This window comes from Streptomyces sp. NPDC006739 (genome assembly GCF_042869815.1).
GTDB lineage: Bacteria > Actinomycetota > Actinomycetes > Streptomycetales > Streptomycetaceae > Streptomyces.
This window is the reverse complement of record NZ_JBIAGM010000046.1, coordinates 1-23030: the sequence shown is the minus strand read 5'-3', so window position 1 is coordinate 23030 and position 23030 is coordinate 1. Positions and strand designations below refer to the sequence as shown.

At 69.5% G+C, this 23030-nt stretch carries 25 protein-coding genes and 1 pseudogene; 16 read left to right on the top strand and 10 right to left on the bottom strand.

Annotated elements, in window-relative coordinates; all coding sequences use genetic code 11:
• Positions 1 to 8: 8 nt before the first annotated feature.
• The 10 genes and pseudogenes from ACFYMM_RS41880 to ACFYMM_RS41835 all read left to right on the top strand — a co-directional run bounded on the left by ACFYMM_RS41880 (position 9) and on the right by ACFYMM_RS41835 (position 8914).
• A complete protein-coding gene (locus ACFYMM_RS41880) occupies positions 9 to 854 on the top strand; it encodes a fumarylacetoacetate hydrolase family protein (protein WP_388397512.1) in 846 nt (281 codons plus the stop codon).
• A 48-nt stretch (positions 855 to 902) separates the two neighbouring features.
• Positions 903 to 1505: a TetR/AcrR family transcriptional regulator gene (locus ACFYMM_RS41875; protein WP_388397510.1), complete on the top strand. Its 603-nt coding sequence runs from the start codon at positions 903 to 905 to the stop codon at positions 1503 to 1505.
• A 231-nt stretch (positions 1506 to 1736) separates the two neighbouring features.
• On the top strand, positions 1737 to 2933 hold the full coding sequence (locus tag ACFYMM_RS41870; RefSeq protein WP_388397508.1) for a cytochrome P450: 1197 nt from the start codon (positions 1737 to 1739) through the stop codon (positions 2931 to 2933).
• Positions 2934 to 2964: 31 nt separating this feature from the next.
• Entirely contained in the window at positions 2965 to 3177 is a 213-nt protein-coding gene (locus tag ACFYMM_RS41865) for a ferredoxin (protein ID WP_055716083.1), read from the top strand.
• A gap of 22 nt (positions 3178 to 3199) precedes the next feature.
• On the top strand, positions 3200 to 3487 hold the full coding sequence (locus ACFYMM_RS41860) for a hypothetical protein (protein WP_388397546.1): 288 nt from the start codon (positions 3200 to 3202) through the stop codon (positions 3485 to 3487).
• Positions 3384 to 4085: pseudogene (locus ACFYMM_RS41855) on the top strand (molybdopterin dinucleotide binding domain-containing protein); the annotation flags it as partial. The gene ACFYMM_RS41860 and the pseudogene ACFYMM_RS41855, both read left to right, overlap by 104 nt.
• Before the next feature lie 193 nt (positions 4086 to 4278).
• Positions 4279 to 5688 (top strand): APC family permease, encoded by a 1410-nt coding sequence (locus ACFYMM_RS41850; protein WP_388397505.1) that lies wholly within the window; start codon positions 4279 to 4281, stop codon positions 5686 to 5688.
• A 118-nt stretch (positions 5689 to 5806) separates the two neighbouring features.
• Complete coding sequence (locus tag ACFYMM_RS41845; protein ID WP_388397503.1) at positions 5807 to 7297, top strand: aldehyde dehydrogenase; 1491 nt, start codon at positions 5807 to 5809, stop codon at positions 7295 to 7297.
• The gene (locus ACFYMM_RS41840) at positions 7294 to 8016 is read left to right on the top strand and encodes a gamma-glutamyl-gamma-aminobutyrate hydrolase family protein (RefSeq protein ID WP_388397501.1); all 723 of its coding nucleotides are present in this window, start codon (positions 7294 to 7296) and stop codon (positions 8014 to 8016) included. The genes ACFYMM_RS41845 and ACFYMM_RS41840 overlap by 4 nt, the downstream gene beginning before the upstream one ends.
• A 7-nt stretch (positions 8017 to 8023) precedes the next feature.
• Entirely contained in the window at positions 8024 to 8914 is an 891-nt protein-coding gene (locus ACFYMM_RS41835) for a hypothetical protein (protein ID WP_388397498.1), read from the top strand.
• Between the two features lie 79 nt (positions 8915 to 8993).
• Here the strand turns inward: ACFYMM_RS41835 and ACFYMM_RS41830 are convergent, their stop codons facing one another.
• From ACFYMM_RS41830 to ACFYMM_RS41815, 4 genes are all read right to left on the bottom strand, one after another.
• Complete coding sequence (locus tag ACFYMM_RS41830) at positions 8994 to 9257, bottom strand: cupin domain-containing protein (RefSeq protein WP_388397495.1); 264 nt, start codon at positions 9255 to 9257, stop codon at positions 8994 to 8996.
• A gap of 213 nt (positions 9258 to 9470) precedes the next feature.
• Positions 9471 to 10319 carry a bifunctional methylenetetrahydrofolate dehydrogenase/methenyltetrahydrofolate cyclohydrolase gene (locus ACFYMM_RS41825; protein WP_388397493.1) on the bottom strand — a complete coding sequence of 283 codons (849 nt, stop codon included), beginning with the start codon at positions 10317 to 10319 and terminating at the stop codon, positions 9471 to 9473.
• A 26-nt stretch (positions 10320 to 10345) separates the two neighbouring features.
• Positions 10346 to 11191 (bottom strand): formyltetrahydrofolate deformylase, encoded by an 846-nt coding sequence (gene purU / locus ACFYMM_RS41820; protein ID WP_388397491.1) that lies wholly within the window; start codon positions 11189 to 11191, stop codon positions 10346 to 10348.
• Positions 11192 to 11210: 19 nt separating this feature from the next.
• Positions 11211 to 12332, bottom strand: a complete 1122-nt coding sequence (locus tag ACFYMM_RS41815; RefSeq protein ID WP_388397489.1) for an aminomethyltransferase family protein — start codon at positions 12330 to 12332, stop codon at positions 11211 to 11213.
• Between the two features lie 116 nt (positions 12333 to 12448).
• Here ACFYMM_RS41815 and ACFYMM_RS41810 point away from each other — a divergent pair, with 116 nt between their 5' ends.
• Complete coding sequence (locus ACFYMM_RS41810; protein WP_388397487.1) at positions 12449 to 13132, top strand: TetR/AcrR family transcriptional regulator; 684 nt, start codon at positions 12449 to 12451, stop codon at positions 13130 to 13132.
• The gene (locus ACFYMM_RS41805; RefSeq protein ID WP_388397484.1) at positions 13107 to 15527 is read left to right on the top strand and encodes a SpoIIE family protein phosphatase; all 2421 of its coding nucleotides are present in this window, start codon (positions 13107 to 13109) and stop codon (positions 15525 to 15527) included. Before ACFYMM_RS41810 ends, ACFYMM_RS41805 begins: the two co-directional genes overlap by 26 nt.
• Before the next feature lie 45 nt (positions 15528 to 15572).
• Here the strand turns inward: ACFYMM_RS41805 and ACFYMM_RS41800 are convergent, their stop codons facing one another.
• The gene (locus ACFYMM_RS41800; protein WP_388397482.1) at positions 15573 to 16142 is read right to left on the bottom strand and encodes a MarR family winged helix-turn-helix transcriptional regulator; all 570 of its coding nucleotides are present in this window, start codon (positions 16140 to 16142) and stop codon (positions 15573 to 15575) included.
• 364 nt (positions 16143 to 16506) lie between these two features.
• The gene (locus ACFYMM_RS41795) at positions 16507 to 17184 is read right to left on the bottom strand and encodes a GAP family protein (RefSeq protein WP_388397480.1); all 678 of its coding nucleotides are present in this window, start codon (positions 17182 to 17184) and stop codon (positions 16507 to 16509) included.
• A 356-nt stretch (positions 17185 to 17540) separates the two neighbouring features.
• Between ACFYMM_RS41795 and ACFYMM_RS41790 the strand changes: the two genes are divergently transcribed.
• The 4 genes from ACFYMM_RS41790 to ACFYMM_RS41775 all read left to right on the top strand — a co-directional run bounded on the left by ACFYMM_RS41790 (position 17541) and on the right by ACFYMM_RS41775 (position 21846).
• Complete coding sequence (locus ACFYMM_RS41790) at positions 17541 to 18131, top strand: hypothetical protein (protein WP_388397477.1); 591 nt, start codon at positions 17541 to 17543, stop codon at positions 18129 to 18131.
• Positions 18132 to 18249: 118 nt separating this feature from the next.
• Complete coding sequence (locus tag ACFYMM_RS41785) at positions 18250 to 19602, top strand: Dyp-type peroxidase (RefSeq protein WP_388397475.1); 1353 nt, start codon at positions 18250 to 18252, stop codon at positions 19600 to 19602.
• A 56-nt stretch (positions 19603 to 19658) separates the two neighbouring features.
• Positions 19659 to 20798 (top strand): catalase family protein, encoded by a 1140-nt coding sequence (locus ACFYMM_RS41780; RefSeq protein WP_388397473.1) that lies wholly within the window; start codon positions 19659 to 19661, stop codon positions 20796 to 20798.
• A 535-nt stretch (positions 20799 to 21333) separates the two neighbouring features.
• Positions 21334 to 21846: a hypothetical protein gene (locus ACFYMM_RS41775; RefSeq protein ID WP_388397471.1), complete on the top strand. Its 513-nt coding sequence runs from the start codon at positions 21334 to 21336 to the stop codon at positions 21844 to 21846.
• A gap of 3 nt (positions 21847 to 21849) precedes the next feature.
• Here ACFYMM_RS41775 and ACFYMM_RS41770 read toward each other — a convergent pair whose 3' ends face one another.
• From ACFYMM_RS41770 to ACFYMM_RS41755, 4 genes are all read right to left on the bottom strand, one after another.
• Positions 21850 to 21978, bottom strand: a complete 129-nt coding sequence (locus ACFYMM_RS41770; RefSeq protein WP_388397468.1) for a hypothetical protein — start codon at positions 21976 to 21978, stop codon at positions 21850 to 21852.
• 98 nt (positions 21979 to 22076) lie between these two features.
• Complete coding sequence (locus ACFYMM_RS41765; RefSeq protein ID WP_388397465.1) at positions 22077 to 22490, bottom strand: hypothetical protein; 414 nt, start codon at positions 22488 to 22490, stop codon at positions 22077 to 22079.
• The gene (locus ACFYMM_RS41760) at positions 22487 to 22666 is read right to left on the bottom strand and encodes a hypothetical protein (RefSeq protein WP_388397464.1); all 180 of its coding nucleotides are present in this window, start codon (positions 22664 to 22666) and stop codon (positions 22487 to 22489) included. The genes ACFYMM_RS41765 and ACFYMM_RS41760 overlap by 4 nt, the downstream gene beginning before the upstream one ends.
• Positions 22667 to 22709: 43 nt before the next feature.
• Positions 22710 to 23030, bottom strand: a 321-nt coding sequence (locus ACFYMM_RS41755; RefSeq protein ID WP_388397462.1) for a transposase, incomplete at its 5' end; no start/stop codon positions are given.

Below are 23030 nucleotides of genomic sequence, written 5' to 3'. Positions count from 1 at the left end.
TCCGGAACATGCCCGAGTACCGCCGCATCCTCCTCGACGGTGCCGCCGTCCAGGTCACCGTCGACGGGGACGAACTCGTCGCCGCGGACGGCCGCCGCGTCAAGACCGAGGACGCACAGCACCTGCCGCCGGTCGTCCCGTCCAAGGTGATCGCGGTCCACCTCAACCATCGCAGCCGCGTCGACGAGTTCGGGATCGAGCTGCCGGACACGCCCACCTACTTCCACAAGCCGACCTCGTCCCTCAACTCCCACAAGGGCGCCGTCGTCCGCCCCGAGGGCTGCAAGTGGCTCAACTACGAGGGCGAGGTGGCCATCGTCATCGGGAAGACCGCGCGCAACATCTCCCCGGCCGAAGCGGGCGAGTACATCGCCGGCTACACCGTCGCCAACGACTACGGACTGCACGACTTCCGCGACACCGACGCCGGCTCCATGCTCCGCGTGAAGGGCTCCGACACCCTCTGCCCCCTCGGCCCCGGCCTGGTCACCCACTGGGACTTCCACGGCAAGAGCCTGCGCACCTACGTCAACGGCAAGGTCGTCCAGGACGGTACGACCGACGAGATGAAGTGGGACATGCACTACCTCGTCGCCGACATCGCCCGCACGATCACCCTCTACCCAGGCGACGTACTCCTGTCCGGCACCCCCGCCAACTCCCGCCCCGTCCAGCCCGGTGACGTCGTCGAGGTCGAGGTCGAGGGCCTCGGCCGGCTCACCAACCACATCGTCACCGGCCCCACCCCAGTGCGCTCCGACGTCGGCGCCCAGCCCACCGAATCGGAGGAGGTGCTGTCCACTGCCCTCGGTGGCGACTGGGAGTTCCGCGGCATCCGCCCGCCGAAGCGTTGACGCCCTGAGGCCGTCTGCCGGTCCCGACATACGGGTAGGGTCGCGCTCATGAGCGATTCCTCCGAGAAACCACCCGCCAGGCCCCGCAAGCGCGTGGACTACGGGACCGGCCGTGAGGCCCTGCTCAACGCGGCCGTGCGCGTCGTGGCCCGGGGCGGGCTGCGCAAACTCACCTATCGCGCCGTCGCGGAGGAGGCGGGTGTCACGCACGGGCTCGTGGTGCACCACTTCGGTTCGCGCGACGCGCTGATCGAGGCAGCCCTCGAACACGCGGTGCGCACCAGCGCGAGTACGAGCTCCCTGGAACCCGGCACGGGCGACATCGCGGACTTCGCGGCGGGACTGGCGGACATGGTCACCCGCCAGCCGGAAATGCAGACGTTCCAGTACGAGCTCATGCTCGAGTCCCGACGCAGGCCCGAGCTGCTGCCGCAGATCCGTGCGCTGTACGACGAGTACTTCCAGGCCACGGAGAGGGAACTGACCCGCAGCCTGCCTGAAGGCACCAGCCCAGCCCTGACCCGGCTCGTCTTCGCCGCTCTGGAGGGTCTTGTGCTGCACCAGCTGGTCTTCGACGAGCCGGACGTCACCGAGGCGGCGCTGAAGGAGCTGCGCTCACTGCTGACCCGCCGGCCTGGAGGCGCAGAGTAGTCGCCCCCTGCCAATCCCTGCATAACAGCAGGTCAGGAAGAGCCCCCGTCGCCTGGCGACGGGGGCTCGCCCGTTTCCGGCGGCGTAAAGAGTTGATTACGTCGTCGCGAAGTATTGACGAAATTATCCGGCTGGATAATTCTCGCGGTACGGGGCCCTTGGTTCGCCCCTCTTTCTTCCACTCCCCAGCTCCCCCCTCCGCCTCGCGCCCGATACGAGGAGTGCCACTACATGACCGTCACCACCGCCGGACCCGCGTCCGCCACCGAGGACCTGCTGCCCTTCCGCGACCCAGGCTTCCGTGCGGACCCGTACCCGTACTACGCGCGGCTGCGGGAGGAGCACCCCGTCTACCGGCATCCGCTCGGCCTGTACGTCGTCTCCCGCTACGAGGACGTCGCCCGGCTGATCCGCAACCCCAGCCTGAGCGTGCAGCAGCTCGACTTCGGGCCGGCCGACCCGATCCACCACACCATGCTCGGCAAGGACGCGCCCGACCACACGCGGCTGCGGAGGATCACCAACCGCTGGTTCACGCCCAAGGCCGTCGAGGAGTGGTCCAAGGTGATGCGCGCCTCCGTGGAGGCCGTGCTCGACGAGGTCGAGAAGGGCGACGGCACCCTGGACGCGGCCGACGGCCTCTCCCTGAAGTGCACCTTCGAGACCACCTGCCACATCTTCGGCATCGAGCCGACCGAGATGGACACCATCCAGCGCAAGACCTACGAGATCGGGCTGAGCCTCGGCCCCGGCGGCAACGACGACGAGGCCCGCGCCACCACGGAGGCGTTCGCCTGGTTCGCCGACCACATCCGCCGACTCGTGGCCGACAAGCGGGCCCACCCCGGCGAGGGACTGATCGACGACTTCATCGCCGCGCAGGACGAGGGCAGGATGACCGAGGAAGAGGTCGTCTACACCATCTTCCTGTTCTTCGCCGTGGGCCACCTCGACGTCAAGCACCTGATCAACCACGGCATCTGGCTGATGACGCAGCAGCCCGAGCTGTTCGCCGCCTACCGGGACGAGCCGGAGGCACGGCCGGGCATCATCAACGAGATCCTGCGGATCGACACGCCCGAGTCGATGGTGGTGCGTCTGACCACGCAGGACACGGTCATCGGCGACACCACCGTCCCGGCCGGAGAGGCGCTGGCCCTGCTCATCGCCTCCGCCAACCGCGACCCCGACGTGTTCGCCGACCCCGACACCTTCGACCACACCCGCCCCGTCGCCGCCAGCCAGCACCTGGCCTTCGGCTCCGGCATGCACGGCTGCGCCGGCCAGGTCCTGGCCCGCGCCGAAGCCGACATCATCTTCAGCTCCATCGTCAACCGGTTCTCCGGTGTCGAGCTCGCGGGCAAGCCCGCCTACGCCCACACCGAGTTCCTGCGCACCATCACCCACCTCCCCGTCCGTTTCCGCTGATCCCCGACCCTTCCGAGAGGCAGGAGCCGTCATGAAGGTTGAAGTCGACCTCAAGAAGTGCCAGGACCACGGCCAGTGCGTGTACGCGGCCCCCGACCTGTTCGCCCTGGACGACGAGGGACGCCTGACCCTGCGGTCGGAGGCCACCGACGTCTACGTGGCCGACGTGGACGAGGCGAGCGCCGAGGAACTGTACGAGGCCGCCGAGGTGTGCCCGCTGCAGGCCATCACGGTGCACGAGTAGACGGGAACGCATCATGTCACCGATGGCGTCCGGGCCACCGGAGAACGACCCCGGCGACAGCGGTCTGAGCGTGGGCCCGCCCAAGGACTACGCGGCCGGCATCCCGGCCGTCGTCCAGTCGCTGCGGCACGGCGCCCGCCAGATGGGCGCCAAACGGACCCTGCTGACCCTGCTGAGCGTCAACCAGAAGACCGGGTTCGACTTCAGTGCACGCCTCCCGGGGCACCCTGGCGCCGGCCTCGCCCGAGCTGCGCTCGGAGACGGCGATCGTCTGCGAACTGGCCGAGCGGGTGTTCACCGCTCGCGGTGAGCCGCCCAGCGTCCCCTGGCGGGCCATGGCGGAGGACTACGACCTGATCCGCGACCGCATCGTCCGGGTCGTTCCCGGCTTCGAGGACTTCAACCGCCGCGTACGCCATCCGGGCGGGTTCGTCCTGCCCGTACGGGCCGCGGGACGACCGGCACTTCCCGACCGCGACCGGCAAGGCCCGCTTCACCGTCAGTCCGATGACCGTCCTACGTGTGCCCGAGGGACGGCTCCTCCTGCAGACGATCCGCTCCCACGACCAGTACAACACCACGCTCTACGGCCTCGACGACCGCTACCGCGGTATCCACGGCGGACGCAGGGTGGTCTTCGTCCACCCCGACGATCTGGCCGCTCTCCATCTGGCCGACGCCGACCGGTTCGACCTGGTCGGCGTGTACCCCGACGGCGCCGAACGCGTGGCACCCGAGTCCGGGTCGTGTCCTACCCGACCGCGCGCGGCTGCTGCGCCGCGTACTTCCCCGAGACCAACGTCCTGGTACCCCTGGACAGCACCGCCGACCTCAGTGACACCCCGACCTCGAATTCGGTCGTCGTGCGACTCGTACGCCGGGGCGGAGCCGGTCGGCCCGCTGCCTGAGTCACGGTCCTGCAAAGACCTCCGTGGCCGCAGAAGGATCTCCCCGCAACCCCTTGCCAAACGGATAGTTCAAGCCCACCATGAGGCAACTCGTTTGGCCTGAAACAACTCCTCCGCCCCTCCCCGTCCCCGGTAGGTGATTCCATTGGACAGTCAGACTGTGATTCCCACGCAATCCGGTCATGATGCATCCATGGCAGGCAAGCTCAAGCCCGATTCTCTCGGTGTCCTGGGCATTCTCTTCTTCGTTCTCTCTGCCCAGGCGCCGCTGACGGGCATCGCTGGGGCCGTGCCCATCGCCGTCGCCATCGGCAACGGCGCAGGTGCTCCCGCCGCCTACCTCGCGGCCGGCGTCATCATCCTGCTGTTCTCCGTCGGATTCGTCGCCATGGGTCGCCATGTCGTGGACGCCGGAGCCTTCTACACCTACATCGGCAAGGGGCTCGGCCGTCCGACCGGTTCCGGCAGCGCCGGGGTCGCCCTCTTCGCCTACTGTGCCGTCCAGGCCGCCATGTACGGGCTGTACGGCGCCACGGTGAGCGGCCTGGTCGAGCACTACTCGGGCGCCCATGTGTCCTGGTGGGTCTGGGCGCTGGTCACGATGGTGATCGTGCAGGTCCTCGGCGCCTCGGGCATCGAGATGGGCGCCAAGATCCTCGCCGTGTTCGTCCTGGCCGAGTTCAGCATCCTGATCGCCTTCGCCCTCGTGACCTTCTTCAAGGGCGGCGGGCCCGAGGGCCTCGGCTTCACCGGCAGCTTCTCGCCGTCCGCCGCGCTCAAGGGCGCCCCCGGTGTGGCGCTGATGTTCGCCGTGGCGTCGATGTTCGGCTTCGAGGCCACCGCCATCTACGGCGAGGAAGCCCGCGAACCCCGAAAGACCGTCCCCCGTGCCACCTACCTCTCCGTCGCGGTGATCACCGGCTTCTTCGCCTTCACGTCGTGGATGCTGGTCTCGGCGCACGGCGCGTCCCGGGTGACGGGCGATGCGGGCAAGGCGCTGCAGAGCGGCGAGGCGACAAGCTTCGTCTTCGCCCCGATCGCCGCCCTGTTCGGCGGCTGGGCGAACGATGTGCTGCCGATCCTGCTGGCCACCTCCCTCTTCGCGGGCATCCTGGCCTTCCACAACTCCGCCAACCGCTACCTGTTCTCCCTCGGCCGCGAGGGTCTTCTGCCCCACGGGCTGACCGCCATCAACCGGCGCCACTCGCCCTGGGTCGCGGGCACGGTGCAGACCCTGCTCTCCGTGCTGCTGGTGATGCCCTTCGCGATCCTCGGCAAGGACCCGGTGCTGACCCTCTTCTCCTGGTTCAGCGGGGTCGCCGTCCTCGGCGTCATGCTGCTGTACTTCCTGACCTCGGCCTCGGTCGTCGTGTTCTTCCGCCGCTCGCGCGCCGACAACCGCCCCTGGAACACCCTGATCGCCCCTGTACTGGGCGCGCTCGGCATCGCCGGCGCCATCTGGCTCATCATCGCCAACTTCACGACGCTCATCGGCGGTGACCAGACGACGGCCATATGGCTCCAGGTCACCGTTCCGGTGGTGCTGGTCCTCGGCGTCGTCGCCGCCAGGCTGACGCGGTCCCGGGCAGAGGCCACCGACTGAACAGTGCCACCCCCACCGATACGGCCGGAGCCCGCGCCCCGGCCGTATCCGGCCTTTTGCTGAACTGCGTGAGTCGTTCGTCATCAAATGAAATGGATGAAACGGAGGGGAAGAACGCGTGCTGAACGCCACCCATGAGGAACTGCTGCGCCGCGCCAAGGAACTCGACCTGCCCACGCAGCACCACATCGACGGCAAGAGCGAAGGCGGTGACGGCGGATCGTTCGCCGTGATCTCCCCGCGCGACGGTCAGACCCTGGTCCGGGTCGCCGACGCGCGGGAGGCCGAGGTCGATCTCGCCGTCGCGGCAGCGCGCCGCGCCTTCGACGCAGGGCCATGGCCGCACCTGGCGCCGGCCGAGCGCGGCCGGATCCTGCTGCGGATCGCCGAGCTGCTGGAGGAGCGGCGCGAGGAACTGGCGCTGACCGTGAGCCTGGAGATGGGCAAACCGATCACGGACGCGTACGCCATCGAGCTGCGCGCCGCGATCAACACCTTCCGCTGGTACGGGCAGCTCGCCGACAAGCTCACGGACGAGTCCCCCCATACAGCGCCTGACTCGCTCGCCCTGATCACCCGGGAGCCGACGGGTGTAGTCGGCGCTGTCGTGCCGTGGAACTTCCCACTGACGCTGGCCAGTTGGAAGGTGGCTCCGGCGCTGGCGGCCGGCTGCACGGTCGTCCTGAAGCCGTCGGAATCCTCTCCGCTGTCCGCCCTGTTGCTCGGCCGCGTCGCCACCGACGCAGGACTGCCGCCGGGCGTCCTCAACGTCGTGACCGGTGACGGGCCGGTGGCCGGCCGGGCGCTCGGTCTTCACCCCGGCGTGGACGTCCTGGCCTTCACCGGATCCACCGCCGTCGGCCGTCACTTCCTGCGCTACGCCGCCGACTCCAACCTCAAGCGCGTCTGGCTGGAGCTGGGCGGCAAGTCACCGAACATCGTGCTGCCCGACGCCCCGGACCTGGAGAAGGCCGCGGCGACCGCAGCCTGGGGCATCTTCTTCAACCAGGGCGAGATGTGCACCGCCCCCTCCCGGCTGCTGGTCCACTCCTCCATCGCCGAACAGGTCACCGAGGCGGTCGTGGCGCGGGCGCGCGAGCTGCGGGTCGGCGACCCGCTCGACCCGGCCACCGAGATGGGCGCGCTGGTCGGCGACAGCCACCTCGGCAGGGTCCTGGATCACGTCGCCTCCGGCCTGGACGAAGGCGCCCGGCTGCGCGTGGGCGGGGGCCGGGCCCTGTCCGAGACCGGCGGCAGCTACCTGCGGCCCACCGTGTTCGACCGGGTCGACCCGGGCATGCGCCTGGCCCGCGAGGAGATCTTCGGGCCGGTGCTCTCCGTGCTGACCTTCGACGACCTGGACGAGGCGGTACGCCTGGCCAACGCCACCGAGTACGGTCTCGCCGCCGGACTGTGGACCTCCGACCTGTCCACCGCCCACAAGATCTCGCGCGCCCTCAAGGCCGGGACGGTCTGGGTCAACTGCTACGAGGAGGGCGATCTGACCGTCCCCTTCGGCGGCATGAAGCAGTCGGGCAACGGCCGCGACAAGTCCGCGCACGCCATGGAGAAGTACACCGAACTGAAGACCACCTGGATCCAGCTGTGACCCGTACGCACACGCGCCCCCTGATCGCGATTCCGGCCCGGTTCGCCGCCACCACGTCCGCGCTCCGGTACGCCGCCGAGGTCAACGCCCGCGCCTTGATCGAGGCCGTGTGGCGGGCCGGGGGTGAGCCGGTGAGCATCCACCCCACCGACCCGGCCGCAGCCGACGTCGCCGACCGGCTCGCCCGCTTCGACGGCGTGCTGCTCCCGGGCGGTGGAGACCTGGCCCCGCACCGCTACGGAGCCACCGACACCCATGACAGCGTCTATGACGTCGACGACCTCCAGGACGCGTTCGACCTGGAAGTCGCCCGCCGGACACTCGACCTGGGGCGGCCCCTGCTGGCGATCTGCCGCGGGATGCAGGTGATGAACGTCGCCCTCGGCGGCAGCCTGGAACAGGACATGGGCGGCGCCGACCGCGAACACCGGCACGTGGTGCACCCGGTCGCGATCCAGCGCGGCACCCTGCTCGAACAGGCCACCGGCGCCGAGAAGACGGAGGCCTCCTGCTACCACCACCAGCGAGTCGACCGCATCGGTGTCGGGCTCACGGTCACCGCGCGGGCCGCCGACGGCACGGTGGAGGGGCTCGAACTGCCCGGACACCCCGGCTGGTTCACGGCGGTGCAGTGGCACCCCGAGGACACCGCGGGCCAGGACCCGGCCCAGCAGGTCCTGTTCGACGCACTGGTTGACGCCGCCCACCACAGACACTGACAAGGACATGGCTCTCTTCGGCCCCAGGCGACAGGCACCCCGCGTCGCACCCGAACTCGACGACGTCCCGCTGGGCCGGGTACTGAGAAGCATCGCCGCCGCCCGGGGACCGGGGCCGCAGGACCTCGCCATCGCCCAGATGGAGCGGCTCCTGCGGAACACCGGTGACGACTGGGACCGCCGCTGCCACCGGGTCGGGGTCCTCGCGCAGGCCGCGCCTGCGCTGGCCCGGACCTGGCGCGAACGCCGGCCCCGCGACCCGGATGCCCTGGTACTGGCCACCTGGTCCGAACTGGCGACCGATCCGTGGGGTGCCCTGGCGATCTGCCGTGCTGCCACCGAGGCCGCCCCGGCAGATCCGACCCCGTGGGCGGCCGCGCTGGCGGCGCTGCGACTTCTGGGCCGGCCGAGCTCTGAGCTTTCTCCCGTCTGGCAGGAGATGCACGCGCGTGATCCTTGGCACCGGGAGGCGTACCTGCAGATCCTGGGATATCTGTCTCCGGAGGAGCAGGGCAGCCAGGCAGCGCTGCGGGACTTTCTCGACGATGCCATCGCGGTCATGCCTTGGGACGCGCCGACGGCATGCCTGCCCCTGACGGCGGCTGTGCGGCAGTACCACCGCGAAAGAAGCAGCGGCGGTATCCAGGCGCTGGGGGTGAGCCGGTACTGGTCGCAGCGACACACCGCACGACTACTGGACCACGGCATGGCCCACTGGCTGCAACCTGGTCACCTGCGGCACGCGGCCGCCGTCGCGGACCTGGGAACGCTCGCCTACGCCCTGGTCCGCGCGGGCCGCAGCGGCGATGCGGACCCGGTCTTCTCCGCGGTCGGCGGGCTGGTGACGCCGTGGCCCTGGAACTACGAGGGGGACCCGGTCGAACAATTCGCCCGCTGAAGCCGCCCTCGGGGGCCTGGTTCACCATGCCGACAGGTCGCGCGGCGGATGGTTTCGTGCGAGCAGGCGGACGGCAGGGTCAGTTGCGGGCATCCTGATCGGGACCGATCCGCTGGTAGCCGTGGACTCGGCTCGGTCGTCCCTGGGGATCGGAGCCGTAGACGGCGAGCATCCGGGCGTAGTCCGGCGCCCAATGCCTGCCGACCGCGCCAGCCGGGACCAGGACGAGGTCCCCGGTGTGCGCCTCGGCCGTCTCCCCGTCGCACCGCACGAACAAATGGCCTTCGAGAACGTGGTTGAGCTCGTCGTGAGGATGTTCGTCGCTCCAGGACTCGCCACGCAACCCCCACTCCATCACCGCCAGTCGCTGGGGCCGAGCCGGTGGCGCAGGAGAAATGAAGGCATGACCGCGCGGGCCTTCGCCCCGGCGCGTCAACGGGGTCGCGGGAAACGTCCGTGGGGCATGGCGCTGTCCTTTCCGTGGAGCGCAGGTACTGCGGCTCGGGTACGCCGGGGCCGGTACCGCTTGAGCGGTACCGGCCCCGAGCCCTGTACGTCAGCCGCGCTCGGCCGCCTCGACGATGTTGGTCAGCAGCATGGCCCGGGTCATCGGCCCCACTCCGCCGACCGGCGGCGCGAAGGAGCCGGCGATTTGGTCGACGTCCGGGTGGACGTCTCCGAGGATGCCTTCGACGGTCCGGGTGATGCCCACGGACAGGACGGTGGCGCCCGGCTTGACCCAGTCGGGCTTGACCAGGTGGGCCACGCCGGCCGCGGCCACGACCACGTCGGCGGCGCGAGCGTGGGCGGCGATGTCCTGGGTGGCCTCGTGGCACAGGGTCACCGTGGCCTGCTCGGTGCTGCGGGTCAGCATCAGGCCGAGCGGGCGGCCCACGGTGAGCCCGCAGCCGATGACGCAGAACTGCTGTCCGGTGATGGGTACGTGGTTGCGGCGCAGCAGGTCGATGATGCCGCGCGGGGTGCAGGGCAGCGGTCCGGGCATGCCCAGTACGAGCCGGCCCAGGTTGGCGGGGTGAAGCCCGTCGGCGTCCTTGGCGGGGTCGATGAGCTCCAGCACGGCGTGGGTGTCGATGTGGGCCGGCAGCGGCAGCTGGACGATGAAACCGGTGCAGGCCGGGTCGGCGTTGAGCCCCAGCACGGCGGCCTCGACATCGGCCTGGGTCGCCGTCGCGGGCAGCTCCACCCGGATCGAGGCGATGCCGACCTGGGCGCAGTCGCGGTGCTTGCCGCCGACGTAGGAGTGGCTGGCGGGGTCATCACCGACGAGGATGGTGCCCAGCCCGGGAGCGACGCCCCGGCTCTTCAGCACCTCCACCCGCTCGGCGAGTTCACGTTTGGTCTCGGCTGCCGCGGCTTTGCCGTCGAGCAGCGTGGCGGTGGTCATGTCGTACGAGCCTCTCGATGCGGTCGTCAGGCGAAGACGACGGTGCGGGAGCCGGTGAGGACGACGCGGTCCTCCGCGTGCAGCCGGACCGCCCGGGCCAGCACGATCCGCTCGACGTCCCGGCCGATCGCGACCAGTTCGGGCGCGGTGTGGCGATGGCCGACGCGGACGACGTCCTGCTCGATGATCGGGCCCTCGTCCAGGTCGGCGGTGACGAAGTGGGCGGTGGCGCCGATGAGTTTGACGCCCCGGTCGTGGGCCTGGTGGTAGGGCTTGGCGCCCTTGAAGCCCGGCAGGAACGAGTGGTGGATGTTGATGACCCTCCCGGACAGCCTGCGGCACAGATCGTCGGAGAGGACCTGCATGTAGCGGGCGAGCACCACGAAGTCGACCTGGTGCTCGGCCACCAGGCGCAGCAGTTCGGCCTCCGCCTCGGGCTTGGTGTCGCGGGTGACGGGAAGGTGGACGAAGGGGATGCCGTACCGCTTCGCGACCGGTTCGAGGTCGGGGTGGTTGGAGACGATCAGCGGGATGTCGACGGGCAGTTCACCCAGGTCCCAGCGGTAGAGCAGGTCAACCAGGCAGTGGTCGAACTTCGACACCATCAGCAGCACCCGGCGGCGCTGCTCCTCGGGCCGGACGGTCAGGACCGGGTCGAAGCGGGCCAGCCGCAGCGTGAGTTCGTCCCGCAGCTTCTCGGTGTCGGCCTCGGACGTCTCCAAGTTCACACGGATGGTGAAGATACCGGTGCCGGGATCGGAGAACTGGGCGCTCTCCAGAATGTTGCCATGGGCCTCCGCGACGCCCGCGGCGAGCGCGTGGACGATGCCCGGCTGGTCGGGGCAGCGGAGCGTGAGAACGTAGCGTTGCACTGTAGGGATCTCCGTCGGGTCAGGCCCGCACGCGGGCGCGCTCGGGGTCGTACACGGGGGTGGGCCGGACGGTGGCGTCGGCCTTGGAGCCGTCGGCGGCGACGGCGGTGAGCGCGGTGCCGGATTTCACGGCGTCGCGGTGGACCCGGGCCAGGCCGAGGGTGGCGCCGTCGAGGACGGGGGAGGGCAGCGCCATCGTCACGTAGCCGATGTCCCGGCCGTCCAGCTCCAGCCGGGCGCCCTCAGCGGCCTCCGGCGCCGCGTCCACGACGACACTGACGACACGGCCGGTGACGCTGTCCTTCTTGGCCAGCAGCGCGTCACGGCCCTGGAAGGGGCCCTTGTCGAAGTCCAGCGCCCAGCCCATCCGGCACTCGAACGGGGTGACGGTGTGGTCGTACTCCAGCTCCCCCATGATCATTCCGGCTTCGGTGCGGCAGGTCAGCAGGGCGATGGCGCCGAAGGCCCTGATCCCGAGGTCCGCACCCGCTTCGAAGACCGCGTCCCACAGCGCGAGCGCCTGCTCCCGCGGGACCTGGATCTCGTAGCCGAGCTCGGCGGTGAACCCCAGACGGCTCACCTGGGCGGGTATGCCCGCGATGAGGGCGCCGCGCAGGAAGGTGTAGTAGGGGAACGCGGCGTTGGACACGTCGACGTGGGTGAGGCGCTGCAGGACGTCCCGGCTGCGCGGGCCCTGCAGGGTCAGCACGGCGGACTCGTCGCGGCGCTCGGTGACCGTGGTCCCGGCCGGAGCGTGTGCGGCCAGCGACTGCTGGGTAGCCGGGTTGCCGCCGGTGACGACGACGTGGTCGGGCGCGAGGACGGCCACGGTCACGTCGTCCAACATCATCCCGTCGGCGTCGACCACGACCCCGTAGGCGATGCGTCCGGCGCCCAGACCCTTGACGCTGCGCGAGAAGACGGTGTCGACGGTGGCTACCGCACCCTCACCTTCGACATGCCACTTGTAGAGCATCGAGTACTCGGAGGCCCCGACGGCGGTGCGGATGGCCTCGTATTCCTCGGCCGGGTCGCTGATGGCCAGCGGTACGGCGTTGCCGTAGATGTCGATCCACTCCTCGACTCGGTCCGCGTAGCGGGGAGCGAACGGGGTGGTGCTCAGTCCTTCGGGGATGGCCATGGGGACTCCAGTGGAGGAAGGAGAAGACGTGCGCTGCAGCGAGAATCTATCCATCTGGATAACTTGTCAATAGGATAGATTGACCTTCGGGGGGACGGCAGACCAAGGGAGGGCGAGTGACCGCCGAAGTGGAGACGGACGGTGAGGCCGGCCAGGAGGCCCGGCCCGGTTACGGCGAAGGGCGGGGGGCGCTCCTGGCCGCGGCCGTGCGGGTGGTGGCCCGTGGCGGCCTGCGGAAACTGACCTACCGTGCTGTCGCCGCCGAAGCCGGTGTCACGCACGGGCTGGTCGCCCACCACTTTGGTTCGCGCGACACGCTGCTCGAAGAGGCGCTGCGGTGGTGTGTCACACGCAGCATCGAGACATCTTCGCTGGTGCCCGCCAGCGGAAGGCTCGAGGACTTCGCCGCGACCCTGGCCGACTCCATCGCGGCCGACCCCGACCTCCAGGCTTTCCAGTACGAGCTGAAGCTCGAATCCAGCCGGCGGCCGGAGCTGCGCCACCACGTCGACCTGCTCTACGACGCGTACCGCGATGCCGTGCGCGAGGCACTGGCCTGCTTCGACGTGTCGCAGGAGATGACGGAGCTCGTGTTCGCGGCCCTGGACGGCCTGGTGTTCCACCAGGTCACGTCCGGCGCACCGGACCGCACCGAGGAGAGCATCGACGCCTTGCGTCGGCTCCTCGCGGCTCACCGCGCGCAGGCGTCACCGGGAGTGGCCCGCGGTACATTGAATGAGCCGAAGCTCTCCTGCACCAACCCCAGGAGCGGCGATGACGAGCATGTCCAAAGGGCGTGACCAGCCAGTCCGGCCGCGCGGTACGACGCCATCGGCCATACCGACGCCCGTCGGCGCGACCGCGGTGCTGGACCAGCACCTGCGGTTCACCGGCTGGAGCCGGGAAGCCGAGGAACTGTTCGGTCTGGCGTCCGAGGAAGTCCTCGGCCAATCCGCAGACGCCGTCCTGGCCGATACCGAGACGGGTGCCGGCATCTCAGCCGTCGGCGGCGGCGGTGCAGCGTGGTCGCTCGGCACTCGGCCGGTCCGCCGTGGTGACGGCCGCCCGGTGTCCGTCTCCCTGTCCCTCATCCCGCTCGCCCTGGGGGTGGACGCGACCGGGTGGCTGATGACGGCCATGGATGCCGAACTGGCGCACCGGGAGGCCGTCGGCCGGGCCATGCTTGACGGACTCGACCGGGAAGCGCCCGTCCAGTTGGTGGTCTACGACACGGACGCCCGGGTCCACTGGATCAACTCCGCGATCGAGAAGCAGTTCGGAACCCCGCTCGAGGACGCTGCCGACAGGTTCGTGAAGGACATCCTGCCGCAGGGCCAGGTGCTGGCGGAGGCCGATGGGACGGCCACGAGCGTCGAGGAGATCGTCCAGCGCGTGGCCCGCACCGGCGCGCCCGTGGTCGACGTCCGTTACCGCAGCGCCACTCTCCTCGACCCCCGTCACGAACGCGTCTGGTCGTGTTCCTACTTCCGGCTCCAGGACGGGGAAGGCCGTCCGATCGGAGTCTGTGAGGCGGCCCTCGACATCACCGACCGCTACGTGGCGCGCCAGCGTCTCGCTTTGCTCAGCCGGGCGAGCGGGAGTATCGGAAGGACCCTGGACATCCGGCGCACGGCCGGAGACCTGGCGGAACTCGCGGTTCCTGAGTTCGCCGATGCCGTCACCGTGGATGTCTTCGAAGCCGTCCTGAGCGGGCAGGAACCGCAACACCACGGCACTCGTCCCACACTGTGCCGGGTGATTCACCGCACCGATCACGCCGCGGCCAAGGACACCGCGGATGAGGCGCTGGACGCCGTCCGTCTGCGGTGCCTGGCCGAGAACATGTCGGTCACCGACCCGGCCGCCCGTGTGCTCGCCCTTCCGCTCAAGGCCCGTGGCGCCACCCTGGGCGTGGTGGCCTTCGCACGCTCCCGACACGCTGACCCCTTCGAGCAGGAGGAGGTCCAGCTCGCCGAAGAGCTCGTCTCCCGCACCGCGGTCTGCCTGGACAACGCCCGCCGTTACACCCGAGAACACGCGACCGCGCTCATGCTCCAGCGCGATCTTCTCCCTCGCACCCTGCCCCAGCAGCCGGGCGTGGAGGTCGCCCACCGCTATCTGCCCGCGGCAGGGCCCGCCGGCGTCGGAGGGGACTGGTACGACGTCATCCCTCTCTCCGGGGCACGTGTCGGGCTGGTGGTGGGCGATGTCGCCGGACACGGCACGGGCGCGGCCGCCACCATGGGCCGGATGCGCACCACCGTCGCGGCGCTCGCAGCGCTCGACCTCGCGCCGGACGAACTGCTCGCCCGCCTCGACGACCTGGTGGCACGGACCGGCGCACCGCCTTCCGGGCTCGCCGAGGCCGAGGACCAGGCACTGGGCGTCACCTGCCTGTACGCGATCTACGATCCGGTCTCCCGGCACTGCGTCATGGCGCGGGCGGGCCATCTGCCACCCGTGCTGGTCACCCCCGACGGACACGCCGAGCTGGTGGGCCTTCCCGCCGGACCGCCCCTCGGCCTGGGTGGCCTGCCGTTCGAATGCGCCGACATCGAGCTGCCGGAAGGCGCCACGCTCGCTCTCTACACCGACGGACTCGTCGAGGACCGTCAGACGGACATCGACGCAGGAGTCCGCTCCCTCTGCGCCGCACTCGCCGGGCCCGCGGACGACCGACTGGACAAGACATGCGACCGGGTCATCACCAGACTCCTGCCCCAGGCCCCTGAGGACGATGCCGCACTGCTGCTGCTCCGAGTCCACGCCCTCGCCGAGAGTCTGGTGGCGACGTGGGACATGGCCCCCAACGCCGGAGAAGTGGCAAGAGCGCGGTCTCTGTCCCGCGATCAGCTCGCCGCGTGGGGAGTCGATGAAGCCGCGTCGTTCGTCGTCGAGCTCGTCGTCAGCGAGCTGGTCACCAACGCGATCCGCTATGGCGGCGCTCCGGTGTGTCTGCGGCTCATCCAGGAGCGTGGCCTCATCGTCGAGGTCTCCGACGGCGGCCACACCTCCCCCCACCTGCGGCGGGCCGCGATGGAGGACGAGGGCGGCCGAGGTCTGTTCCTGGTCGCACAGCTGACCCGGAGCTGGGGAACGCGGTACACGTCGAGAGGCAAGACCATCTGGACCGAGGTGCCGCTGTCGCCGGCCAAGCTGCCGGTGACCTTCGCCGGCGAGCAATTCGAGTTGTAGCGATGCGGCGTCGCCGTCCGGGACCTCGTCCGGGGCGGTCGCGGCTCAGGCCTTGCGGCGGCCGCTGCGGCGTGGCGCGGGGGCGGCGCCGCCCAACAGATCCCGGCGGCGCTCCTCGCCCTTCTCCTCCACCTGCAGCACCACCCGGCGCAGTCCGGCGGCGACGGTCCTGCAGTCCGCGTCGCTGAGCTGCCCGGTGACGAAGGCTTCCTCCTCGTTGAACGCCGGAAAGACGCGCTGCATCAGCTGCTCCCCGTCGTCGGTCAGGCTCAGGAGCACCAGCCTGCCGTCGGTGGGATGGTCCGCTCGCTGCACGAGGCCTCGTCGTTCCAGCGTCCGGGCAACCCCCGTGAGCGTGCCCTTGGAAATCCCGGCCTCTTCGGCCACGTGCCGCGTCTCCGACTCACCCCAGATCCAGACGACCCAGAGCACCACAAAGGCGGTCCAGGTCAGGTCGACGCCGCGCAGCACGGAGTTCTCCAGGTGCTGCCGCACCGCTGAGGCGGCGCGATAGATGTTGGCGACAACGGCCATCTGGTCATGCCGGACGCGGCTACCGCCGAGCTTGGCCTCTGCCAGCTTCTCGGCTTCGGTGATGGATCGTTGGCCGGGCACGGGCACGCTCCTTCGGGGCGCCTGCGGAGGCGTGAGACATCAGAATTGTTCGGGCCCAAATTATAGGGTGCTCGGCCTCATGGGGCCGATCCCTCCGGGCTCGGGCGCTGTGTGCTCGCACCCCACGCGGACTGCTTCCTCTGGCTTCGGACCTGCTGCAACACCGGCCCCCTCGCCGAGAAGCCAGCCACGCAGTGCGGACTTCGATACAGCCGACCTTTGTTGGCCTACGGTCAACGCTGTCCTCAACGATCTGGCGGCGAGCGGCCCCTGTTCTTCCGGATTCTGGTGCTCGGCGGCCGGGCGCCAACTGCTGGCCGGCGACGCCTGCGTCCGTGATCGACGTCGCAGCGTGGTGGTGGGGTCAGGAGGTGAGGATGGAGATGCCGTCCCCGAGCAGTTTCAGCCCGAGGACGAAGAACAGGACGGCCATCACAGCGACATTGTGCTGAGCCGCCCAGTCCTTCCAGTTCCCGAGCGTGGCCCTGGCTCGCTCTCCGCCAAGGAGGAAGACTCCGAGCGGGACCAGCAGGCCGAGCGTGGCGATCACGACGAAGATCGCGAGCGATGCGATCTGCTGCCCGACCGGCAGCCCGGCCGAGCCGATCGCGGCACCTGCGGCGACGGTCAGCGGGGCGTTCTTCGCGTTGAGCGCGGCCAGGGCCGTTCCGAGTCCGAAGACCTTGACCGGCGTGAGGCGGTCGATCGCGCCCATCCACTTCGGCAGCTTCGCCTGTGAGGGGTCCTTCGGGCGCCGACGCCACTGCCGGGCGCCGAAGAGGACGAGGAACACGCCCAGAGCAAGCTTGAGCGCTCCCACCCAGGTGGCCGGGTGCTTGTGGGCGGAGGCATCCGCGGGGGAGGCGATCGCGAGCATCACCGCGCCCAGTACCGCGAGTCCCAGGACCCAGCCGACCGTGAAGAGGACGCCGTTGAGCAGTCCCCGAGGGGTGGCGAGGATGAGGATGACGGCGATGATCGGAAGCGGGCTGACCGCGACGCCGGCCGCGAAACCCAGCACGTCACCGAGAACTGCGCCCATGATGCCTCCAGCCGGGGTCAGGGTGGCGGTCCAGTCGAGCAGAGGTCCGGCGGGGGCAGGCGCCCCCGGGGGTTCTCAAGCGATCGCTGCGCCCGCGGCTACAGCGGAGCGGCCGACCGGAAAGGTGACGACCCCGTGCTCCGCACACACGCCTCGGCTTCATCTTCCTGCACCTGGTTCCATCTGTCCTCGGGAGCATCGGATGGTGGCGTCGCCCGCTGCACTCGCGTCGCCTCCTCAGGACCAAGATGCGGGGGCTGCACGTCCGTGGTGAGGATGGGGTGGTGAGGGCGATGGCGCCCGTACTCCGGGTGTCTGGTGTCCCTTGCACTGATCCATGGCAGGAGAGTCTCGCCATGACTGCAACAGCACAGCCATCCCAGTCGGCTCACCCCGAGCGTCCGGGCAGGTCGGACGGGGTCTGCAGTGAGTTCACCGTCTTCACCGAGATCAAGCCGGGCGAGGCCGACGCGCTGCGTGAGGTGCTCGCCGAGCTCAGCGATGCGGCGGACGACGAGAGAGTTCATGCGGCGGTGCGCCAGATCGGCACCCTGCACGACGCACGGCACGTGATCTTCGACAACGACACCCGGTTCATGTTCGCCAGCGTCTTCGACGGCTCGTGGGACGCCTACATCGACGACTTCGCCAAGACGGTGGTCGGGGAACGCTTCGACAAGGTCTTCTCCCACAGCGAGGGGTTTCCCGGCATCTCCGATCCGGGGGTGAAGGACTGGTTCGTCGCCCACCAGGCACCCGCGGGAGTCTTCGTCAGCGCCTATCCCGAGCTGACAGTCCAGCAGATCTACAAGGACCACCGTGTGGAAGAGGCGTTCGAGGAGGTGCTGGACACACCCGAGTTCCGCGCGGCACTGGACAACCCGGCCAACGCGGAGTTGGTGAACACGCCTGCCTTCCAGAAGTTGCTGGAAGAAGCCTCAGCCTAGAGCCCGGACACCGCTGTCCCTCAGACCCGACCCACTTGTTTGGTGAACCGCGTCGGCGGGCGCGCACCCATCGCTGCGGGACTCGCCTGGACAGGGGACCGACGTGGAGGAAACGATCATGAACACCGCAGACAGTGGCGGATCGGCCGGTGTGCGCGTCGAGATCGAGGACGTCCAAAGCGGCGCGTTGCGCCCACGACCCGTCCCCTACCAGGGAAAGTTCATCTTCCTGCGTGTCGACGACCGCCACGCCGGACGTGCCCTGCTGCGACGGCTTCTCCCGGTGACCTCGGGTGGTCTGCCGAGCGCGGACCGAAGCGGGGACGCGTGGGTGGCTGTGGCGTTCACCTATCAGGGGCTGAGGGCTCTGGGGGTGCCCCAAGAGTCGCTGGACAGCTTCCCGCGGGCGTTCCGTGAGGGCATGGCCGCCAGGGCGGACCTGATCGGTGATGTGGGCGAGAACGCCCCGGCCCACTGGGAGGCACCGTTCGGGACGGGCGACGTACACATCGCACTGAGCGCCCTCTCATCGGATGCGGCGCAATTGGCCCAGGAGCTGGAGCGGGCCCGGGTCGCCTTCGAAGACACGCCCGGTGTCCAGGTGATCTGGCAGCAGGACGTCCACCAGCTCCCGACAGGGCGCACCACGTTCGGCTTCCGGGACGGCATCAGCCATCCCAACATCGAGGGCGTCGGACTGCCCGGCTCCAATCCGCAGGAAGCCCCCATCAAGGCCGGCGAGTTCATCCTCGGCTACCCGGACGAGACGGGCAATATGCCGCCCATGCCCCGCCCCGAGGTGCTGGGACGCAACGGCACCTACGTGGCCGTTCGCAAGATCCACACCAACGTGGCCGCCTGGCGCCGGTACCTGCGCGTCAACAGCTCCAATGCCGAGGAGGAAGCACTTCTGGCGGCGAAGATGGTCGGACGCTGGCCGAGTGGCGCGCCGCTGACGCTGACGCCGGAGCACGACGACCCGGAGCTGGCGGCGGATCCGCAGCGCGTCAACAACTTCCTGTACCGGGAGCACGACGACCGCGGCCTGCGCTGCCCCGCCGGCGCGCACATCCGCCGGAACAACCCCCGCGATGCCACCATCGTCGGCGACGCACGGATGCACCGGATCATCCGCCGCGGCACCACTTACGGTCCGCCGCTGCCCGAGGGCGTGCTGGAGGACGACGGTGCCGACCGGGGACTGGTGGGAGTCTTCATCGGAGCCCACTTGGAACGGCAGTTTGAGTTCATCAAGTCCGAATGGGTCAACGACGGCAATTTCATCGGCTACCCCGGTGAGCAGGACCCGGTGGCCGGACACCACGACGGAACCGGCAGCATCACCATCCCCGACAAGCCGGTCCGGCGCCGCCTGCGCAACCTGCCCAGCTTCGTGGCCACGCGCGGCGGCGAGTACTGCTTCGTGCCGGGTCTGCGAGCCCTGCGCTGGCTCGCCGAACTGGAGGACTGACGGCCAGTTCCCACCCGCTCAGGCCCCACCGCGGTCCTCAAGGAGAGGTCGACGTCATGACAGCACAGTTCGTCCGCTACACGCCGGACGTCGAAGACGACGATCCGGACTTCGACCAGAACGTGCAGACGGTGATCGAGAAGACCGAGAACTACATAGCCGAGTCCGTCGAAGCCGGTGGAACCGGGCAGGCCCTGCGCGATGCCCACGCCAAGGGCTACGGACTGGTCCGTGGAGAAGTGGAGATCCTGGGCGGGCTGCCCCCCGAGTACGCCCAGGGCATCTACGCGACCTCAGGAAACCACGACGCGCTCATCCGCTTCTCCAACGGCTCACCGCACGCCGGAGCCGACGCACGGCTGGGCGCCGCCACCGGACTGGCGCTGAAGATGTTCGACATCCCCGGCCCGACCCTGCTGGAAGACGAACCGGACACCGGTACGTTCGACTATGCCAACATCAACGGGCCGATCTTCTTCTGCAACACGGTCGAGCACTACCTCTTCATCCAGGAACTGTTCCTGAACGCGCCGGCCTACTTCTCCCGGGGACGACCCGGCGCACACCGCTTCTTCACCGAGTTCGTGACGGGCAAGGGAACGCTGGACCAGGACGACTGGGCGTGGGACGAGTTCCTGGCCTTCTTGCGCCTGTCGAAGACCCCTCCGGCGAACATCCTCCTGTCGAGCTACTGGACGATGGGCGCCGTCAGGCACGGCGACTACATCGCCAAGGTACGCATCACCCCCGACCCGGCGTGCGCGGCCGCGGTGACTCATCGTGACATCGACCCGACCTCGGCGGCGGAGGTCTTTCGGCCCGCGCTGGAGGCCGAGTTGCGGGAGCGGCCCTACGCCTTCGACATCCAGGTCCAGCTCTGCACCGACCTGGAACGCATGCCGGTGGAGGACACCACCGTGGAGTGGCCCGAGAAACTGTCGCCGTCCGTCACCGTGGCCAAGCTGCGGCTCCCCCGGCAGGACATCTCCGGCCCGGAGAACCTCGCGAAGATGGACTCACTGTCCTTCACACCCTGGCGGGTCACCGCCGAGCACGCCCCCCTCGGCAACATCATGCGGGCCCGCAAAGAGGTCTACCGGCGTTCCTCCATCCAACGCCACAAGCTCAACCAGCAGACACGCACAGAGCCCCGCAGCGCCGACGAGGTACTCGGCCCGACCCACGAGCCTCGGTGAGCCCAGCTCAGCTCGAAGACGCCAATCACAGCCCGCTGTGCCCGCAAACTACACGCGCGGGCATCGCAGATTCTCCTTGGCCGACAGCAGCCCGAGGACCGCGTGCTGCTGGTGGCGGGTGTACCAGCGCTCCGCCAGTCAAAGGTTGATCGTGACGCCGTTCACGGACATACCCGGAGGACAAAGGTCGGTCAAGGGATGTAACGGGCATCAGCGGCTGGCGAACAGACCGCGGACAACAAGGGGTGCTTCCTCACGGTGGCCCCGGCCCGTGCGCACATCCGCGCGCGGGCCGGACGACCGCCGACCCGGCCGGCAGGCCGGAGGAACGAGGACACGGTGCCCGCACCCGACCGACCCACCCCTTCCCACCTGGTGTGCGGCTGCCGGGCAGGGAAGTGCTGGCCCGCTGACCGGTCCCGGTACCGACCACGGGCCGGCACCGCGGCACGAGCGTGCGTGAGGAGCCGAACAGCGGATCGCGGCGCGTGATCGCGCAGGACTGAGCAGCCTGTGCGGCTGCCACGCTTCCGGCGTGGCGACCGACCTGGTGCGCACGGACCGCCGTGGAGTTCCGCACCCGCATCAGTGCCACGGGGCCCTGCGACAGCCCGGCCAGGCGAAGGGCCTCGTTCACATGCAGGCGGGCGCGATCGAGCTGGCGGCGCTGCGGGCCTTGCGGAAGTCCCGCACGGACCTGGAAGCCCTCGATCTCACAGCCGACCGGCTGCGCCGCCTCCAGGACGCGTTCACCAAAGCGGCCGACGACTCCCGTACCCGCGCAGACCGCTACGCCGAAGAGGACGACGCCGATGCAGCGCAGCCGGTGCCCCAGGACGACCTGCGGGCGCACCGCCCGCAGGAGGTCGGACCACATCGCAGCCGGGAGTGCGCGATATCGACGGGGGCGATGCCGTGCCTCTACCCAGTGCGCACCCGGCCCGCCGCACTTGCCCTGATCGAGGGTGTAGGCGGTCCGGTCCGGCCCTCGCGTGAGGAGCAGAGGGGAGGGCGCAAGACTGCTGGGTTTGCAGCCCAGCGACTGTGAGCGTCAGCTCAGCCGGGCGTCGGCGTATTGGTCCATGGCGGCCCGCTGGTATTCGGCCTCGTACTCCAGCCGGAATTCTGTATTTCTGCTGGTCAACGGCTTGGCGGTGGGGGAGTATAGGGAGTGCGGCATGCGCGGGGCGAGCTTGGAAAGGTCGTCCCACCAACCTGTGTCCGCGCCGTGACAGCGTCGGGCCCGCGCCTGGTGACGTCGGCGTCATCGTGACCAGTTCAGCACGTGGTCGCGGCGTGCAGGACGGTGGCGGGGTTGAGGAGCCAGCAGACAACGGATTTCGGCTGGGGTGAGGTCCACGAGGTCGGGTGTGTCGGCCTCGACACCCCTTTTTCACGCTCCTGCACGGCCATCACCGCGAGGAACGCGTGGATGAGCATGGCAAGCGTGATGTGCCGGTGCCAGCCCACGTGGCGGCGGACCTCGTACTGGTCCAGACCGCACTCGTCCTTCGCGCTCTGGAAACACTCTTCGATCTTCCAGCGGCAGCCGGCGACGCGGACCAGGTCGGCGACGGTTGCGCCCAGTGGAGCGCAGGCGAGGTAGTAGGCGATCTCGTCGGGCCTGCTGATGCTGCGGCGGCCCAGTACCCACCTCTGTCGTGTCGGCTCGTCGACGCCGGGCTCGGTCACGGCGGGCAGGCGGGCGCCGGCCAGTCGTAGAACCGTTCGCCTTTCGCTCCCTGCCCCGCCGACAGACGCTGCCACGCCTCGGACGGGGCCTGGGCGATGAGATGGTCGATGCGCGGGCCGTTGACCTGCTGTGACTTGGGGACGGCGACGACGTAGGAAAGCTCGGCATCCTCCAAAAGCGCCGGAAGTTCGCGTCCTGTCCGTAGGCGGAATCGGCTGTCACCCAGGCGATGGGGAGTGGGGAGGCAGGGCGCGCAGGATCATGTCGCGGGCAAATTCGCCCTTGGTGGCGAAGATGCGCTCGTCGGGGATGCGGGCCGCTTGGCAGCGTTTCCGGTCCTCGGTCCAGGACTTGGGCAGGTAGACCTCGCGGTCGACCAGGGCGTGGCCGCGGGTGGTGGCGTAGGCGGCGAAGACGCCGATCTGGCAATTTTCTGTCCGCCCGGGGGCTTGTATTTCAATTAGTGCTTGCTCAGGCGGAGTTGGTGGGACGGTGGACCATGACCGTGCGTCCGCCCGTCTCCGCCTTACGGGCCAAGT